This window comes from Streptomyces sp. NPDC057950 (assembly GCF_042887295.1).
GTDB classification, from domain to species: domain Bacteria; phylum Actinomycetota; class Actinomycetes; order Streptomycetales; family Streptomycetaceae; genus Streptomyces; species Streptomyces kaempferi.
Genome location: NZ_JBHVPP010000018.1, coordinates 154,731 through 169,186, shown reverse-complemented (window position 1 = coordinate 169,186; position 14,456 = coordinate 154,731). Strand labels below are relative to the sequence as shown.

Below are 14,456 nucleotides of genomic sequence, written 5' to 3'. Positions count from 1 at the left end.
TGTCCTCGTTCGTACCGAGTTCGCCTGAATGCGCACCGTGCGACACGGCCGGCCGTGTCGACGTCCCCGTGGTCATCAGCGTCGCCCCCCACGGAAATGTCACAGGCCGTCAGGCCCTCCGCCCCGCCTCGGGTCCGACGCCGGCCCGCCCTGTCCGCGCGGCCGGTGGTGCGGCTCGCGTACGGGCGTCCGTCAGCCGACGGTGTCCACCGGTTCGGGCACCGGGGCCGGTTGTCCGTGTGACGCCGGCATCCGGTCGGCGTTCACCACGACCCAGGCGATCAGCGCGGCCAGCAGCAGCGCGCCCATCGCCCACCAGGTGGCGACGTTGAAGCCGTGCACGGCGGCCCGTGAGGCGAGGGCGTGGCGGTCGGCGCCGGGCCCGGCGTGCGCGGTCGCGTAGCGGGTCGTGACACTCGCGGCGATCGTGTTGAGCAGCGCCGTCCCGATGGAACCGCCCACCTGCTGGGCCGTGTTGAAGGTCGCGGAAGCCGCGCCCGCGTCCCGGGGCGCGACGCTCGACGTGGCCAGCGAGACGCAGGTCATCATCGCCGTGCCCATGCCGAGGCCGAGCATCAGCATGCCGGGCAGGACGTGCGAGGCGTACGCGGGTGCCACGCCGACCTGGGCGATGACCGCCAACGCGCCCGCGGCGAGCAGCAGTCCCGGGACGATCAGGGTGCGCGGCGGGACCCGGTTCAGCAGCCGGGCCGCGACCTGCGTGGAGCCGGTGATCATGCCGACCGTGATGGGGAGATAGGCGAGCCCGGTCCTCAGCGGCGAGTACCCGAGGACGCGCTGGAAGTAGTACGTCAGGAAGAGGAAGACCCCGAACATCCCGATGGTGACCATCAGGATGGTGAGGAACGCCCCGACCCGCTGCCGGTCCCTCACCACCGACATCGGCAGCAGCGGCACCCGGGCCCGGGTCTGCCACAGCCCGAACAGGCCGAGCAGTACGACACCGGCGGCCAGCAGTCCGAGGACCAGTGCGTCGCCCCAGCTCCGCGACTCCGCCTCCGAGAAGCCGTACACCAGCGAGAGCATGCCGGCGGAGCCGAGCAGCGCCCCCGGCACGTCGAGGTGCGCGTCCTCGTAGCGGCCGCCGCCGTCGAGCAGCACCCAGGCGCCCGCGAACGCGACGAGGGCGATGGGGACGTTGACGTACAGGCACCAGCGCCAGTCGAGGTACTGGGTGAGGAGGCCGCCCGCGAGCAGTCCGATCGCCGCGCCCGCGCCGACGATCGCGCCGAACACCCCGAATGCCTTGCCGCGTTCCCCGGGATCGGTGAACGTCGTGGTGAGCAGCGACAGGGCGGCGGGCGCGAGCAGCGCCGCGAACACACCCTGGAGGGCGCGCGCCCCGAACAGCATCCCCGAGTCGGCCGCGGCGCCGCCCAGCGCGGACGCGGCGGCGAAGCCCAACAGGCCGGTCATGAAGGCGAGTCTGCGCCCGGCGAGGTCGGCGATCCGGCCGCCGAGCAGCAACAGGCCCCCGAAGGCCAGGGTGTAGGCGGTGATGACCCACTGCCGGTTCCCGTCCGACATGTGCAGGGCGGTCTGGGCGGACGGCAGGGCGATGTTCACGATGGTCATGTCGAGGATGACCATGAGCTGGGCGAGGGCGATGACAACCAGCGCCCACCAGCGGCGGTTCGCGGCCACGAGGCCTCCCGGGTCCGGCGGTTGTCCTCATGGTCCCTCCGGGAGCCGCCTTTTGGGAACGGTCGCGTACCTTGAGAGGTGGTGATCCCGCCGGTCCGGCCCGTACGAGCCCGTCAGCGCCGCGCCCTGTCCCCGGTGGCCTCCCGGCACAGCAGTCGCAGCGAGCCGTCGCCCCCGTAGCAGCGGCGGGCCTCGTCGATCGGGTCCCACAACCGCCCGTCGGGGGTCCGCAGCCAGTGCTCGCCGCCGGTCTCCCACCACTCCGCGCCGGTGTACCGGGCGACGACCTCACCGGCGTACGCGCCGAAGCCGCGCAGCACGCTCTCCACGGCGGCATACGGCGCCCGTTCACGGCGTATCTCGTCGATCAGCCGGTCGACGCGCCACACACTCTGGGCCGAGTAGTCGAGGCGCAGCCGGGCACCCTCGCGCATCGTGGCGACGGCGTCCGCCGCCCAGCGCACGGGCTTCCTCGCGGCCTGGGGCCTGGTTGTTCGCTGTGCGTTCACACTCGGGAAAGCGCTTCGAGGACGGGTTTCGTCACGCGTTCCGGGCACATCCGCGACACCGGCCCAGGACCCCCATCCGCCCGCGCAGGACAGTCACAGGAACCCCGCAGGAATCAGGTTTACGGCCGACCCAGGGGCTCCCGTCGAGCGTCCCGGGCCGCGGCCCCGGGGCTGCGCGTCACGAGCGTCCGCGGGCGCGTCGTGACACCACCGCACGCAGCACGCGCCGCCCTTCCGTGGACACCTCGAGCGCGGGGCGCAGTCCGCCCGCGCCCCGGCCCGCCAGCAGCTCCAGGACGGTGACCTGACGGCGCAGTTCGGCCGCGACGAGGGGGGAGATGCCCTCCGTGCGGCCCTCACGGTGCGCGGAGACCGGGCACGTGTCCGTGTCGCCGGCGGCCGCGTCGAGCAGCCGGTGGATCCGCAGGGCCGCCACCGAGCACGCGTCGGCCCACTCCCGCAGGTCGGGCGCGAAGGGGTCGTCCGGGGCGGCGGCGAGCATACGGCGGACCAGGACGGCGGCCTCGTCCTCACCATCGGCGTCGCCGTCGCCGTCAGCGTCACCGGCCCGCCCGGGATCGATCACCTCCAGCTCGGTCCGTGCCCGATCGAGGTACTCACCCCAGGCGCCACCGTCCGCGAGGCTCGACCACAGCGGTCTCAGGACCTCGTCGTCGCCTCCCAGCAGAGGCACACACCGATCCAAACAAGCCAGCCCGCTGGCCGCCAGACCACGCTCGTCGGCCTGAGCGATCAGGTCCATCAGACTCATCACGCCTCCCCTCGACAGGGCGCTCCCCCATACGGAGCCCGCACTTTCCCTTACTGCGTGCTCAGCAGCGGGAGTGTCACAGGGGTACCACGCCGAGCCGGTCCAGGAGGCGGAACTACAGATTTTCGGCCAACAACGGTGTCCCGGCCGGTGGCTGTCAGACGGCTGCGGCGGCCGGTCCGCGCAGCGCCTTCTCGTGCTGCATCCGGGTCAGCCGCAGGACGACGAGGATCGCCAGCAGGGCGGCGGCGACGTCGGCGGCGTCCGCGAACGTCGCCTGACCGGCCGCGTGCCGCATCTCCAGCGCGGTACGGGCGTCGCGGTGCTCCGCCGTGGAGGCCCGGTCGGCGAGCAGCGCGGTCAGCCACAGCGCCCACCAGAGGTTGACCAGGCCGTGCGAGCTCCGGGAGCCCCGCGGGATGCTCGCGTCCCAGATGTCCACCATGATCCGGCGCGGGCGCCACAGGTTCAGCACCGGCACGAACCAGCCCCCGACCGCCCAGCCGCGGGCCTTGCTGTGTCCGAAGGGGTCGAACACCTCGGCGTTGACCCGCGCCCGGTGGAACCAGACGAGGAAGACGACGACGGTCGCGAGCAGGGCGCCCGTCTGCGCGTACCCGGCCGCGGAGTACAGCGAGTCCGCGTGGTCCGCCCTCCGCCGGATGCCCTCCCCGGTCCGGCCGTCCACCAGCGCGGACGCCACGCCGTACATCGTGCGGTCCGCCCAGATCGCGAGGAGGTCGGTCGCGACGACCAGGCCGAGGAGCGCGGCGGTGGCCCTTCCCAGACCGACCGGCGACCTCAGCCAGGCGGGACCGTGCGGCAGCACGGGGATGCCCGTCGGCAGGGGCGGGGGGAAGGGCGTGTGCGCACCGGACATGGGCGCGTCGGACATGGGTGTACTGGACATCGGTCCCCCCGGATCTCCGGCACGTACGCGAGGCGGTACCGGCACAAGAAGCCGGGTGTGCTCCCTCCCCAGGGGCACACCCGGCACACGAACCATCGGAAGATACGTTCCTCCGGCCCCGGCGTCCAACCGATTGCGCCCCGGTCCTCGCGGCGGCCACCGACCGGCCGGGCTGGCCGGCCCGGCGGGTCCGGCGGGTCCGGCGGGTCCGGCGGGTCCGGCGGGTCCGGTTCAGCCCAGTCGGTCTGGCCGACCCGGCGGGGCCCGTTCAGCCCAGTCGGTCCGGCCGACCCGGCGGGGCCCGTTCAGCCCAGTCGGTCCGGCCGACCCGGCGGGGCCGTTCAGCCCAGTCGGTCCGCGAGGCTCTTGAAACCGGTCCAGGAGAGCGCCGGCCGGCGCGGGTCCCACAGCTTCTGGACGGTCGCGCGCAACGGCATCCTGATGCCCGCCGCCACCTGGTCCTGGGTCTGCGCGGCCGAGAGGTCGCACCAGACGGCGAAGCTCCCGCCGAGGATCCGGCCGTCGTACCGCGACGGGACCGGTGTGGTGCCGCGCAGCACGAGCGGGGTCCACTGCTCGTAGATCCGCCGCCCGGTCGGATAGACGAAGGTCTGCGGTTCGCCGAGGACGTAGTAGAGGAACTCGTCGTTGTAGTTGATGAGTTCGCGGCCGGCGCTCAGGTACTCGGCCGGCGGCCGGGCGCCGAACTCCTTGCCGGTCCAGTACGCGACCTCGATGCCCTTGGCGGCCTGGACGCCGCCCCCGCGGAAGAACCCGTCGTTCCAGGCCCGCGCGGTCCTGTCGTGTCCGCGCACCACCGCGGCGCGGTCGTTGAGCCAGCCGGTCGCCAGGTCGGCGACGCTCCCGCCGGCCCCGAAGCGCTTCCTGGCCGCGGCGGCCAGCTGCGGATAGGAGGCCGCCGGGTTCGCCACGGTCAGCGCCTGGTACTCGTCGCCGCCGAGGTGCCAGTACGGACCGGGGAAGAGGCCCGCGTACTCGTTGAGCAGGTCGTCGACGATGGCCGCCGACGCGGGCTTGGAGATGTCGACGGCACCCCGGGTGGGGACCCCGGAGGCGTTTTGGAGCTGGAGGTCGGGGTGGGCGGCGATCACCGCGCCGAGGTGGCCCGGCGAGTCGATCTCGGGCACGACGTGGATGTGCCGGCTCTCCGCGAGGTCGATGATGTCCTTGACCTCGGTCTTGGACAGATGCTGCCTGGACACGATCTCCGGGTGGGTGTCCGACTGGATGCGGAAGCCCTGGTCGTCGGAGAAGTGCAGGCCCAGCTCGTTGAACTTCAGATCGCCCAGTTCGCGGACGCGGTCCTCGATCCAGGCCGCCGTGAAGTGCTTGCGGGCGATGTCGAGCATGAACCCGCGGCGCGGTTTCGCGGGCCGGTCGCGTACGACGCCCTCCGGCGCGGTGCCGCCGCCGTGCACCTCCTGCTTGAGGGTGCGCGTGCCGTAGAAGACACCCGCCTGGCCGGGCGCGGAGATGGTGACCCGGCGGTTCTTCACCGTCAGGGTGTACGACTCCGGGTCGGCGGCCGTGTGGTTCAGGCCGAGTTCGACGTCACCGTCACGGGCCTCCGTGCGCCCCGCGTAGGACAGCTTCAACTCCCCCGCGATCAGCTTTCCCTCGTCGGCGAGGCCCGGGTCGTCCACGACGACCCGGCCGCCCTCGGCCGGACGCCAGCCGGGCCCCCGGGCAGCCGTGTGCTCCCGCACGGCGGGGATCGTGCGGGGGGCCTGGGAGAGGGGGTAGATCCGGGTGGGCGAGGCGGACGCGGAGGACCGGCTCGCGTCGGCGGACCCGCTCGCCGAGGACACGCTCGCCCCGGTCCGGCCGTCGTCGGAGGGCCACAGCGTCACGGCCGTCACCACGGCGCCCGCCGCCACGACCACCGCACCGGCTGTCAACGCCGGCCGCCTCCCGCTCCGTACCGGCGCCCGTCGCCGCCTGCCCGTGCTCACCGCACCACGCCCTTCACGATCACCCTCGCACCCCGACCGTCGAGGCCCGCACCTTCACGTACGCATCCCGCACCCCGTACACCTCACGTCGTACACCCCTCGCATGAACCACGGTCCCCTTCTCCTTCACAACCGTCCACCGCAGGTTCCGAAACTCTCCCTTCCGGGTGAAATTCAGGCATCGGACGGACAGCTCCCGTCAATCATCGATACCGTGGCGGCACACTTCTCACTTGATCCCCTGCCGCACCACACGTGACGTCCACAGGGCGCCACGGCACGCACCCGCCGCCATCCCATCGCCGAGGACCCACGCTGCTGCCCGCGCACCGTCTCCCACGCCTCCCCGGCCAGGTCGCCCTACCCGAACAGAAGAGCGCGCCACCGTCCCCGGCGCGCCTGCATCACTTCAACAACGCGCCCGCCGACGAGGTCGAGCGCGCCCTGCTCACCTGTTGCCGCAATCCTCGCTGGGCCCGCCGGCTGGCCGCCCACCGGCCCTATCCGGATCTGGACGCCCTGCTGGCCGCGGCCGACGAGGCGGCGTACGACCTCACGCCCGGCGATCTCGCCGAAGCGCTGGCCGGCGAGTCGCTCACGCCGCTCCCGGACGGCGGCTACTCCGCCGCCCACACCGCGCTGAGCGCCGCGCACGCCGCGTACGAAAGCCGCTTCGGGCATGTGTTCGTCATCTGTCTGGACGGCATAGCCCCCGAAGAGGCCCTCGACCAGGTGCTCGGCGCCATCCGGTCACGATTGACGAACGATCGGGAGGAGGAGCGGGTCACGACGGCGGACGAGCTGCGCCGCCTCGCCCGAGGCCGCCTGGCCCGCCTGGTGCCGCACTTCAGCGCGCCGCCCGTACTCGAGCGCCCCGCCTAGGACGTGTTGCGAAAGTCCCGCCCGCCTCGCGACGCCTGGCACGCCCCAGCGGCGCCACCCCGAGGACCTCGGGGCACGCCGGCCGCGCCCCGGCCCTCGATCCGCGTCCGCAGTAGCCCGTCCGTGCCTGATTGTCTGCCAGTTTGATCACATAGATAGGGCCGCTGTAAACGTTCCGACAAGTCGTCGCTACGATGGCCGGGGCCGGTGGACCGTACCCGGCCGGGCCGACCGACACAGAAGCCGGCAGGCCCCAATCCCCGCTCCCGGAGGGTTCTTCCGTGCCGGCTGGAACGCTGTACCGCGGCCGGGAAGGAATGTGGTCCTGGGTGGCTCATCGAGTCACCGGCGTCCTCATCTTCTTCTTCCTGTTCGTACACGTGCTGGACACCGCTCTCGTCCGTGTCTCCCCCGAGGACTACGACAGGGTCGTGTCCACGTACAAGACGCCGATCGTCGCGCTGTTGGAGTACGGCCTCGTCGCCGCCATCCTCTTCCACGCGCTCAACGGCCTGCGTGTCATCGCCGTCGACTTCTGGTCGAAGGGCCCGCGCTACCAGAAGCAGATGCTCTGGTCCGTCGTCGGTATCTGGGTCGTGCTGATGGCCGGGACGCTGTACCCCGTCCTCGGGCACGCATTCCGCGAAGTCTTCGGGAGCTGACGCAGATGTCCACCACAGAGACTGCCGCTTCCGGCATCGGCCCCGTCGAGGGCGCGGGCGCGTACTCGGCGTACGGCGTCGACAACCCGGCGCCGCTCATCGAGGCGCCCCGCAAGCGCACCAAGAAGACCCCGAAGTCGACGCGCGGCAATTTCGAGATGTACGGCTGGCTCTTCATGCGCCTGTCCGGCATCGTCCTCGTCGTCCTGGTCCTCGGCCACCTGCTCATCCAGCTCGTCCTCGACGGCGGAGTCTCCAAGATCGGCTTCGCGTTCGTCGCGGGCCGCTGGGCTTCCCCGTGGTGGCAGGCCTGGGACCTCGCGATGCTGTGGCTCGCCATGCTGCACGGCGCCAACGGCCTGCGCACGGTCATCAACGACTACGCCGAGCGCGCGAACACCCGCCTGTGGCTCAAGGGCCTGCTCTACACCGCGACGGTGTTCACCATCCTGCTGGGCACGCTGGTGATCTTCACCTTCGACCCGAACATCCGCTAGGCACGGGGCTGAGGTAACCGACTCATGCAGATCCACAAGTACGACACCGTCATCGTCGGCGCCGGCGGCGCCGGCATGCGCGCCGCCATCGAGGCGACGAAGCGCAGCCGCACCGCCGTGCTGACGAAGCTCTACCCCACCCGCTCCCACACGGGCGCGGCGCAGGGCGGCATGGCCGCCGCGCTGGCCAACGTGGAGGAGGACAACTGGGAGTGGCACACCTTCGACACCGTCAAGGGCGGTGACTACCTGGTCGACCAGGACGCCGCCGAGATCCTGGCGAAGGAGGCCATCGACTCGGTCCTCGACCTCGAGAAGATGGGCCTGCCGTTCAACCGGACGCCCGAGGGCCGGATCGACCAGCGTCGTTTCGGCGGTCACTCCCGCAACCACGGCGAGGCCCCGGTCCGCCGGTCCTGCTACGCCGCGGACCGCACCGGCCACATGATCCTCCAGACGCTGTACCAGAACTGCGTCAAGGAGGGCGTGGAGTTCTTCAACGAGTTCTACGTGCTCGACCAGCTGATCACCGAGGTCGACGGCGTGAAGCGCTCGGCCGGCGTGGTCGCGTACGAGCTGGCGACCGGCGAGATCCACGTCTTCCAGGCGAAGTCCGTGATCTACGCGTCCGGCGGCACCGGCAAGTTCTTCAAGGTGACGTCCAACGCGCACACGCTGACCGGTGACGGCCAGGCCGCGGTCTACCGTCGCGGACTGCCGCTGGAGGACATGGAGTTCTTCCAGTTCCACCCGACCGGCATCTGGCGCATGGGCATCCTGCTGACGGAGGGCGCCCGCGGTGAGGGCGGCATCCTCCGCAACAAGGACGGCGAGCGCTTCATGGAGAAGTACGCGCCGGTCATGAAGGACCTCGCGTCCCGTGACGTCGTCTCCCGCTCCATCTACACGGAGATCCGTGAGGGCCGCGGCTGCGGTCCCGAGGGCGACCACGTCTACCTCGACCTCACGCACCTCCCGCCGGAGCAGCTCGACGCGAAGCTCCCTGACATCACCGAGTTCGCCCGTACGTACCTCGGCATCGAGCCCTACACGGACCCGATCCCGATCCAGCCCACCGCGCACTACGCGATGGGCGGCATCCCGACGAACGTCCAGGGTGAGGTGCTGAGCGACAACACCACGGTCGTCCCGGGCCTGTACGCGGCCGGTGAGGTCGCCTGCGTGTCCGTGCACGGCGCCAACCGTCTGGGCACGAACTCGCTCCTGGACATCAACGTGTTCGGGCGCCGCGCGGGCATCGCCGCGGCCGAGTACTCGGCGAAGGCCGACTACGTCGAGCTGCCGGAGAACCCGGCCTCGCAGGTCGTCACCCAGGTCGAGCGGCTGCGTGACTCCACCGGCACCGAGCGGGTCGCGACCCTCCGCCTCGAGCTGCAGGAGTGCATGGACGCCAACGTGATGGTGTTCCGCACCGAGCAGACGATCAAGACGGCGGTCGAGAAGATCGCGGAGCTGCGCGAGCGCTACAAGAACGTCTCGATCCAGGACAAGGGCAAGCGGTTCAACACGGACCTCCTCGAGGCCATCGAGCTGGGCAACCTGCTCGACCTGGCCGAGGTCATGGCCGTCTCCGCGCTCGCCCGCAAGGAGTCCCGCGGCGGTCACTACCGCGAGGACTACCCGAACCGTGACGACGTGAACTTCATGCGCCACACCATGGCGTACCGCGAGGTCGGCGACGACGGCACCGAGTCCATCCGTCTCGACTACAAGCCGGTCGTCCAGACCCGCTACCAGCCGATGGAGCGTAAGTACTGATGGCTACCCCGACTCTCGACAAGGCGGACAGCGCCGGCCAGCCCGAGGCGGGCTTCGCCGACTCGCCGTACATCACCGCCACGTTCCGCATCCGCCGCTTCAACCCCGAGGTCTCGGCGGACGCGGTCTGGGAAGACTTCCAGCTGGAGATCGACCCGAAGGAGCGTGTCCTCGACGCGCTGCACAAGATCAAGTGGGACCAGGACGGCACGCTCACCTTCCGCCGTTCCTGCGCCCACGGCATCTGCGGCTCGGACGCCATGCGGATCAACGGCAAGAACCGCCTGGCCTGCAAGACGCTGATCAAGGACATCAACCCCGACAAGCCGATCACGGTCGAGGCCATCAAGGGCCTGACGGTCCTGAAGGACCTCGTGGTCGACATGGACCCGTTCTTCCAGGCGTACCGCGACGTGATGCCCTTCCTCATCACGAAGGACACCAACGAGCCGACGCGTGAGCGTCTGCAGAGCGCCGAGGACCGCGAGCGCTTCGACGACACCACCAAGTGCATCCTCTGCGCGGCGTGCACGTCGTCCTGCCCGGTGTTCTGGAACGACGGCCAGTACTTCGGCCCGGCCGCGATCGTGAACGCGCACCGCTTCATCTTCGACAGCCGTGACGAAGCGGGCGAGCAGCGCCTGGAGATCCTCAACGACAAGGACGGCGTGTGGCGTTGCCGCACCACGTTCAACTGCACGGACGCCTGCCCTCGCGGTATCGAGGTCACGAAGGCGATCCAGGAGGTCAAGCGCGCGCTGATCACGCGTCGCTTCTGATCCGCCGCCGCTGCCCGAAGGGCCCCGCTCCGTCCCGGAGCGGGGCCCTTCGTCACGACTGCCGTCGTCAGCCGCGCAGTACGCGGCCCTGCTTGTCGGTGCGGTCGTTGCTCGTGAAGAACAGGATCGCGTCGATCAGGGCCCAGATGCCGAGGCCGCCACAGGTGAAGAGCTGGCCGAGGGCCACGCCGGTGGAACCGACGTAGAAGCGGCCGGCGCCGAATCCGCCCAGGAACAACTGGAGGACGCCCGCGACGATCTTGGACTTGTCGGAGTAGGGACGGCCCTGCGGGTCGTAGCCGTAGGGGGCGTCAGGGGTGGGGACGGTCATGAAAGCTGCTCCTGGATGGCTGAAATACAACCGGAGCAAAGCGCTCCGGCCGGAGTCCAGGAGGGACCTCATGACAGAGATCGCCCATGGATCACGTGCACGCCATCCCCCCTGTGCCGTGGGAGCGTACGAAAATCAATGACCCCAAGGGGAGAGAAATCGATCAATCGTTCCCATCCCGTGATCATATTCCGGCCACCCGCGGCCCTTTGAGCGAACGGCCGCCGCGCCCACGCCCTAGACGAGGTTGCGGGCCACCGTCCACGCCACCGCCACGAGGAGGATCAACGCCTGCGTGCGCGGTCTCAGTTCGGGCCTCCAGCGGCGTCCGCGCAGCCCCTCTCCGGCCCAGCGCGCGAGCAGCGCGAGGGCGAACGGCGAGGCGAGCAACAACGCCCTGTTGTCCAGCCAGGCCTCGGCGAAGTGACCGTGCATCAGGTCGTACACCATGCGGGTGCCGCCGCAGGCCGGGCAGAGCTGCCCGGTGACCAGACGGAACGGGCACCCGGGCAGGACATGGCCGGGCTCGTGCGGATCGGTGACGTACAGATAGCCCGCCCCGGCCACCCCGGCGGCGAGCACCGCGAGGGGTGCCGCCGCCGGGTGCCGCAGCGCGACCCCGCGCGCCGCGACGGAGTCAGCCACGCAGGACCCGGCCCTCGGAGTCCGTGGCGCCGCTGCCGGTGAGCAGCATGATCCCGTCGATCAGGGCCCATATGCCGAAGCCCCCGCAGGTGAGGAGCTGGGCGATGCCGATGCCGACATTGCCCATGTAGAACCGCCCGATGCCGAGGCTGCCCAGGGTCAGCTGGAGGACACCGGCGACGATCTTCGACTTCTCGGAGTACGGGCGGCCGTAGGGGTCGTAGCCGTAGGGGGCGTTCGGGTCACCGGTGTACGTGCCGGGCGGAACGGCGCCCATCGGGTAACCACCGGGCTGCGCGTACCCGTACGGCCCCGGCTGCTGGTAGGGGCCCTGCTGCCCGGGGCCGTACGGGCCGGGGCCGCCGGGCGGAGTCGCGCCGGCGTGCGGATAGCCGTAGCCGGGCGGCTGGTTCGGGGGCTGCTGCGGCTGCTGCGGCTGATCGGTCAAGGTGCTGGCTCCTGGTAGGCGCGTGCGTGGGGACGGTGGACTCACATACGAAAGTCGGAAATGAGTCACGCCATCTTGCAGCAGGAAACCGCGGACGGAGAAGTGGGTTTGTCCACACGCGGGCGACGACCTCGTCCCGTCACCGTTTTCCGGCGCCGCGGACGGTGCGGGGCACCGCCGGCGCGGGGACCGGGTCTCGGCCCAACGAGTGACCCCCACGGTCAGCCCCCGCGGACGAAGGCGGGCGAACACCTAATCTGACGGCATGTCAGATGACGTGTCACATGAGCTGCTCGGACTCGACAACGTACTGCTGCCGGTGGGTGACCTCGGCGCGGCGGTGAGCTTCTACGAACGGGCCGGGTTCCCGGTGGCGTTCCGGCTCGACGAGGCCGGCATCGCCCTGCTGAAGGTGGGCAAGGAGACTCCGGGGCTGCTGCTGCGCCTGGAGGAGGAACTCGGTCCGCGGCCGCCGGTATGGGCCCCGGCACGGGTGTGGCTGGAGGTCCGGGACGCGCGGGCCACGGCCGACGCGCTGACCGCGGCCGGCATCCGGCCGCTCGCTCCCGTGTTCCCGGTCGCCACCGGCAGGACCGTCGAGATCGCCGATCCCTGGGGCAACGTCATCGGCTTCACGGACTACACCAAGCGGCCCGAACTCGCCCGCCACCTCTGAGGGTCGCCGCTCGGACCACGTGGCGGAACAGGCGCGGAGACATCGGCGGACGTGACGCCCGGCACATCCCCACTCCTGGCTTGAACATGTTCAAAAGCAGGTCTACATTCCTACTCGACAGCGTTTTGAACGCGTTCAAGAAGGGGTGGGGACATGGACCTCACGGTCGTCGCGTACGTCATCTATCTACTGGTCAGCATCGCGCTGACGGTCTGGGTGGCGCGCACACTGAGCCACAACGGGCGGATCTTCCTCGCCGACGTGCTGCACGGGAACGAGAAGCTCGCCGACGCCGTCAACCACCTGTTGGTGGTGGGCTTCTACCTGGTCAACCTGGGCTTCGTCGCGCTCTACCTGAACGGGGACGACGACATCGAGAACGCCCGCGGGGTCTTCGAGGCCCTGTCGACCAAGCTCGGCGTCGTCCTGCTCGTACTCGGTGTCATGCATCTCGGCAACGTGTACGTGCTCAACAGGATCCGGCGGCGGGGCGTGATGGAGCGGGAGCAGTTGCCGCCCGTCGGACCGACGGACTGGGTCGCGCCCGCGGCCGGGGTGTGACCCCGGTGACCGCCTCCTCGGGCACCCGGGACCGGGACGCCACGCGCGTCCCGGTCCGCGGGCTCACGGTTCTCTACGACGCGCAGTGCTCGCTGTGCGCCTTCCTGCGCGACTGGCTGGCGAAGCAGCCCCAACTGGTGCCGCTGCGGCTGACGCCGGCCGCCTCCGACGAGGCCCGGGGGCTGTTCCCCGCGCTCGACCACCGGGCCACCCTCGACGAGATCACCGTCGTGGGCGACGCCGGTCAGGTCTACCGGGGGGCCGCCGCCTGGGTCGTGTGCCTGTGGGCGCTGCGCGAGTACCGGTCGCTCGCGCACCGGCTGAGCACCCCGGCCGGTGCCCTGCTCGCGAGGGGCGCGCTGCTCGCCGCCGCCAAGTGGCGCGCGGGCCACCGCCGCGCCGGGGGATGGGGCGGGCAGGCCTACCGGCGGGACGACGGATGGGTGTACGAACCGACCATCGGATGGCTCTACAACCCTCCCGGCTGTGACGGCGGCACCTGTTCGACTCGTTAGGCTCATGACCGTGCCAGCACCGACAGACGACCCCGGATCCGGCAAGGGCCCCGAGGGCCCGGACCCCAGTCCGGACAAGAGCCCGGACAAGAGCCCGGACAAAGGCCCCGCGAAGAGTGAGCAGACCCGCGCCCTGATCCTGGAGACGGCTCTCCGGCTGTTCCAGGAGCGGGGGTACGACAAGACGACCATGCGGGCCATCGCCAAGGAGGCGGGGGTCTCGGTCGGCAACGCCTACTACTACTTCGCCGGCAAGGAGCACCTGATCCAGGGCTTCTACGACCGGATCGCCGCCGAGCACCGGGTGGCGGTCCGGCCGGTCCTGGAAGGCGAGAAGGATCTGGAGGCGCGGATCGCGGGCGTGCTGAAGGCATGGCTGGACGTGGCGGAGCCCTACCACGAGTTCGCGGCGCAGTTCTTCAAGAACGCCGCCGATCCGGACAGCCCGCTCAGCCCCTTCTCGCCCGAGTCGGCCGGACCGCGCGAGGAGTCCATCGCCCTGCACCGGAAGGTGCTCGCGGGGTCGAAGGCGAAGGTCCCCGACGAGCTGCGGGACGTCCTGCCCGAGCTGATGTGGCTGTCGCAGATGGGGCTCGTCCTGTACTGGGTCTTCGACCGCACGGAGGGACGCGAGCGCAGCTACCGGCTCGCCGAACGCGGCGCCCGGCTGACCACCCGGGGTGTCTCACTGGCCCGCTTCCGGGTGCTGCGACCGCTCGTCCACGAGGTGCACGAGCTGTTCACGGACTTCCTGCCGGGGATGACGAGGCTGCTGCCCGATCCGGCGGTCAAGGGGCGGACCGAGTGATCACCGTCGGGTGAAACCGATTCCTCCGGGGACGAGTACGCGGG

At 70.8% G+C, this 14,456-nt stretch carries 17 protein-coding genes; 9 read left to right on the top strand and 8 right to left on the bottom strand.

Annotation, left to right across the window (positions count from 1 at the left end):
* Positions 1-192: 192 nt before the first annotated feature.
* The 5 genes from ACFVTC_RS28080 to ACFVTC_RS28060 form a co-directional block, all read right to left on the bottom strand.
* Positions 193-1,665, bottom strand: a complete 1,473-nt coding sequence (locus tag ACFVTC_RS28080) for an MFS transporter (protein ID WP_390131288.1) — start codon at positions 1,663-1,665, stop codon at positions 193-195.
* A gap of 113 nt (positions 1,666-1,778) precedes the next feature.
* Positions 1,779-2,174: a hypothetical protein gene (locus ACFVTC_RS28075; protein ID WP_390131287.1), complete on the bottom strand. Its 396-nt coding sequence runs from the start codon at positions 2,172-2,174 to the stop codon at positions 1,779-1,781.
* Between the two features lie 178 nt (positions 2,175-2,352).
* Positions 2,353-2,946 (bottom strand): hypothetical protein, encoded by a 594-nt coding sequence (locus ACFVTC_RS28070; protein WP_390131286.1) that lies wholly within the window; start codon positions 2,944-2,946, stop codon positions 2,353-2,355.
* Between the two features lie 157 nt (positions 2,947-3,103).
* Positions 3,104-3,841 (bottom strand): DUF4328 domain-containing protein, encoded by a 738-nt coding sequence (locus ACFVTC_RS28065; protein ID WP_390131285.1) that lies wholly within the window; start codon positions 3,839-3,841, stop codon positions 3,104-3,106.
* 356 nt (positions 3,842-4,197) lie between these two features.
* On the bottom strand, positions 4,198-5,775 hold the full coding sequence (locus ACFVTC_RS28060; RefSeq protein WP_390131284.1) for a glycoside hydrolase family 20 protein: 1,578 nt from the start codon (positions 5,773-5,775) through the stop codon (positions 4,198-4,200).
* Positions 5,776-6,084: 309 nt separating this feature from the next.
* Here ACFVTC_RS28060 and ACFVTC_RS28055 point away from each other — a divergent pair, with 309 nt between their 5' ends.
* The 5 genes from ACFVTC_RS28055 (at position 6,085) to ACFVTC_RS28035 (ending at position 10,428) form a co-directional block, all read left to right on the top strand.
* The gene (locus ACFVTC_RS28055) at positions 6,085-6,711 is read left to right on the top strand and encodes a 2-oxo-4-hydroxy-4-carboxy-5-ureidoimidazoline decarboxylase (protein ID WP_390131283.1); all 627 of its coding nucleotides are present in this window, start codon (positions 6,085-6,087) and stop codon (positions 6,709-6,711) included.
* 281 nt (positions 6,712-6,992) lie between these two features.
* Positions 6,993-7,373: a succinate dehydrogenase, cytochrome b556 subunit gene (gene sdhC / locus ACFVTC_RS28050; RefSeq protein WP_390131282.1), complete on the top strand. Its 381-nt coding sequence runs from the start codon at positions 6,993-6,995 to the stop codon at positions 7,371-7,373.
* 5 nt (positions 7,374-7,378) lie between these two features.
* On the top strand, positions 7,379-7,870 hold the full coding sequence (locus tag ACFVTC_RS28045) for a succinate dehydrogenase hydrophobic membrane anchor subunit (protein WP_168529850.1): 492 nt from the start codon (positions 7,379-7,381) through the stop codon (positions 7,868-7,870).
* Between the two features lie 24 nt (positions 7,871-7,894).
* The gene (gene sdhA, locus ACFVTC_RS28040; RefSeq protein ID WP_390131281.1) at positions 7,895-9,649 is read left to right on the top strand and encodes a succinate dehydrogenase flavoprotein subunit; all 1,755 of its coding nucleotides are present in this window, start codon (positions 7,895-7,897) and stop codon (positions 9,647-9,649) included.
* Positions 9,649-10,428, top strand: a complete 780-nt coding sequence (locus ACFVTC_RS28035; RefSeq protein ID WP_390131280.1) for a succinate dehydrogenase iron-sulfur subunit — start codon at positions 9,649-9,651, stop codon at positions 10,426-10,428. Before sdhA ends, ACFVTC_RS28035 begins: the two co-directional genes overlap by 1 nt.
* A gap of 67 nt (positions 10,429-10,495) precedes the next feature.
* Here ACFVTC_RS28035 and ACFVTC_RS28030 read toward each other — a convergent pair whose 3' ends face one another.
* The 3 genes from ACFVTC_RS28030 to ACFVTC_RS28020 all read right to left on the bottom strand — a co-directional run bounded on the left by ACFVTC_RS28030 (position 10,496) and on the right by ACFVTC_RS28020 (position 11,852).
* The gene (locus ACFVTC_RS28030) at positions 10,496-10,759 is read right to left on the bottom strand and encodes a TM2 domain-containing protein (protein ID WP_390131279.1); all 264 of its coding nucleotides are present in this window, start codon (positions 10,757-10,759) and stop codon (positions 10,496-10,498) included.
* Positions 10,760-10,996: 237 nt separating this feature from the next.
* Positions 10,997-11,404 carry a DUF2752 domain-containing protein gene (locus tag ACFVTC_RS28025; protein WP_390131278.1) on the bottom strand — a complete coding sequence of 136 codons (408 nt, stop codon included), beginning with the start codon at positions 11,402-11,404 and terminating at the stop codon, positions 10,997-10,999.
* Positions 11,397-11,852: a TM2 domain-containing protein gene (locus ACFVTC_RS28020; protein WP_390131277.1), complete on the bottom strand. Its 456-nt coding sequence runs from the start codon at positions 11,850-11,852 to the stop codon at positions 11,397-11,399. Before ACFVTC_RS28020 ends, ACFVTC_RS28025 begins: the two co-directional genes overlap by 8 nt.
* 265 nt (positions 11,853-12,117) lie before the next feature.
* Here ACFVTC_RS28020 and ACFVTC_RS28015 point away from each other — a divergent pair, with 265 nt between their 5' ends.
* From ACFVTC_RS28015 to ACFVTC_RS28000, 4 genes are all read left to right on the top strand, one after another.
* Positions 12,118-12,528, top strand: a complete 411-nt coding sequence (locus ACFVTC_RS28015; RefSeq protein WP_390131276.1) for a VOC family protein — start codon at positions 12,118-12,120, stop codon at positions 12,526-12,528.
* A gap of 153 nt (positions 12,529-12,681) precedes the next feature.
* Positions 12,682-13,089, top strand: coding sequence for a hypothetical protein (locus ACFVTC_RS28010; protein ID WP_390131275.1), 408 nt, complete (start codon positions 12,682-12,684; stop codon positions 13,087-13,089).
* Entirely contained in the window at positions 13,086-13,604 is a 519-nt protein-coding gene (locus tag ACFVTC_RS28005; RefSeq protein WP_390131274.1) for a thiol-disulfide oxidoreductase DCC family protein, read from the top strand. The genes ACFVTC_RS28010 and ACFVTC_RS28005 overlap by 4 nt, the downstream gene beginning before the upstream one ends.
* Before the next feature lie 133 nt (positions 13,605-13,737).
* Positions 13,738-14,412 (top strand): TetR/AcrR family transcriptional regulator, encoded by a 675-nt coding sequence (locus tag ACFVTC_RS28000; RefSeq protein WP_390131345.1) that lies wholly within the window; start codon positions 13,738-13,740, stop codon positions 14,410-14,412.
* Positions 14,413-14,456: the final 44 nt, after the last annotated feature.

What these genes read in the sequence shown, in the direction of transcription:
- ACFVTC_RS28070 (WP_390131286.1), bottom strand. Translation starts at nt 2,946, where the DNA reads ATGAGTCTGATGGACCTGATCGCTCAGGCCGACGAGCGTGGTCTGGCG.
- ACFVTC_RS28035 (WP_390131280.1), top strand. Translation starts at nt 9,649, where the DNA reads ATGGCTACCCCGACTCTCGACAAGGCGGACAGCGCCGGCCAGCCCGAG.
- ACFVTC_RS28065 (WP_390131285.1), bottom strand. Translation starts at nt 3,841, where the DNA reads ATGTCCGACGCGCCCATGTCCGGTGCGCACACGCCCTTCCCCCCGCCC.
- ACFVTC_RS28045 (WP_168529850.1), top strand. Translation starts at nt 7,379, where the DNA reads ATGTCCACCACAGAGACTGCCGCTTCCGGCATCGGCCCCGTCGAGGGC.
- ACFVTC_RS28010 (WP_390131275.1), top strand. Translation starts at nt 12,682, where the DNA reads ATGGACCTCACGGTCGTCGCGTACGTCATCTATCTACTGGTCAGCATC.
- ACFVTC_RS28015 (WP_390131276.1), top strand. Translation starts at nt 12,118, where the DNA reads ATGTCAGATGACGTGTCACATGAGCTGCTCGGACTCGACAACGTACTG.
- sdhA (WP_390131281.1), top strand. Translation starts at nt 7,895, where the DNA reads ATGCAGATCCACAAGTACGACACCGTCATCGTCGGCGCCGGCGGCGCC.
- ACFVTC_RS28030 (WP_390131279.1), bottom strand. Translation starts at nt 10,759, where the DNA reads ATGACCGTCCCCACCCCTGACGCCCCCTACGGCTACGACCCGCAGGGC.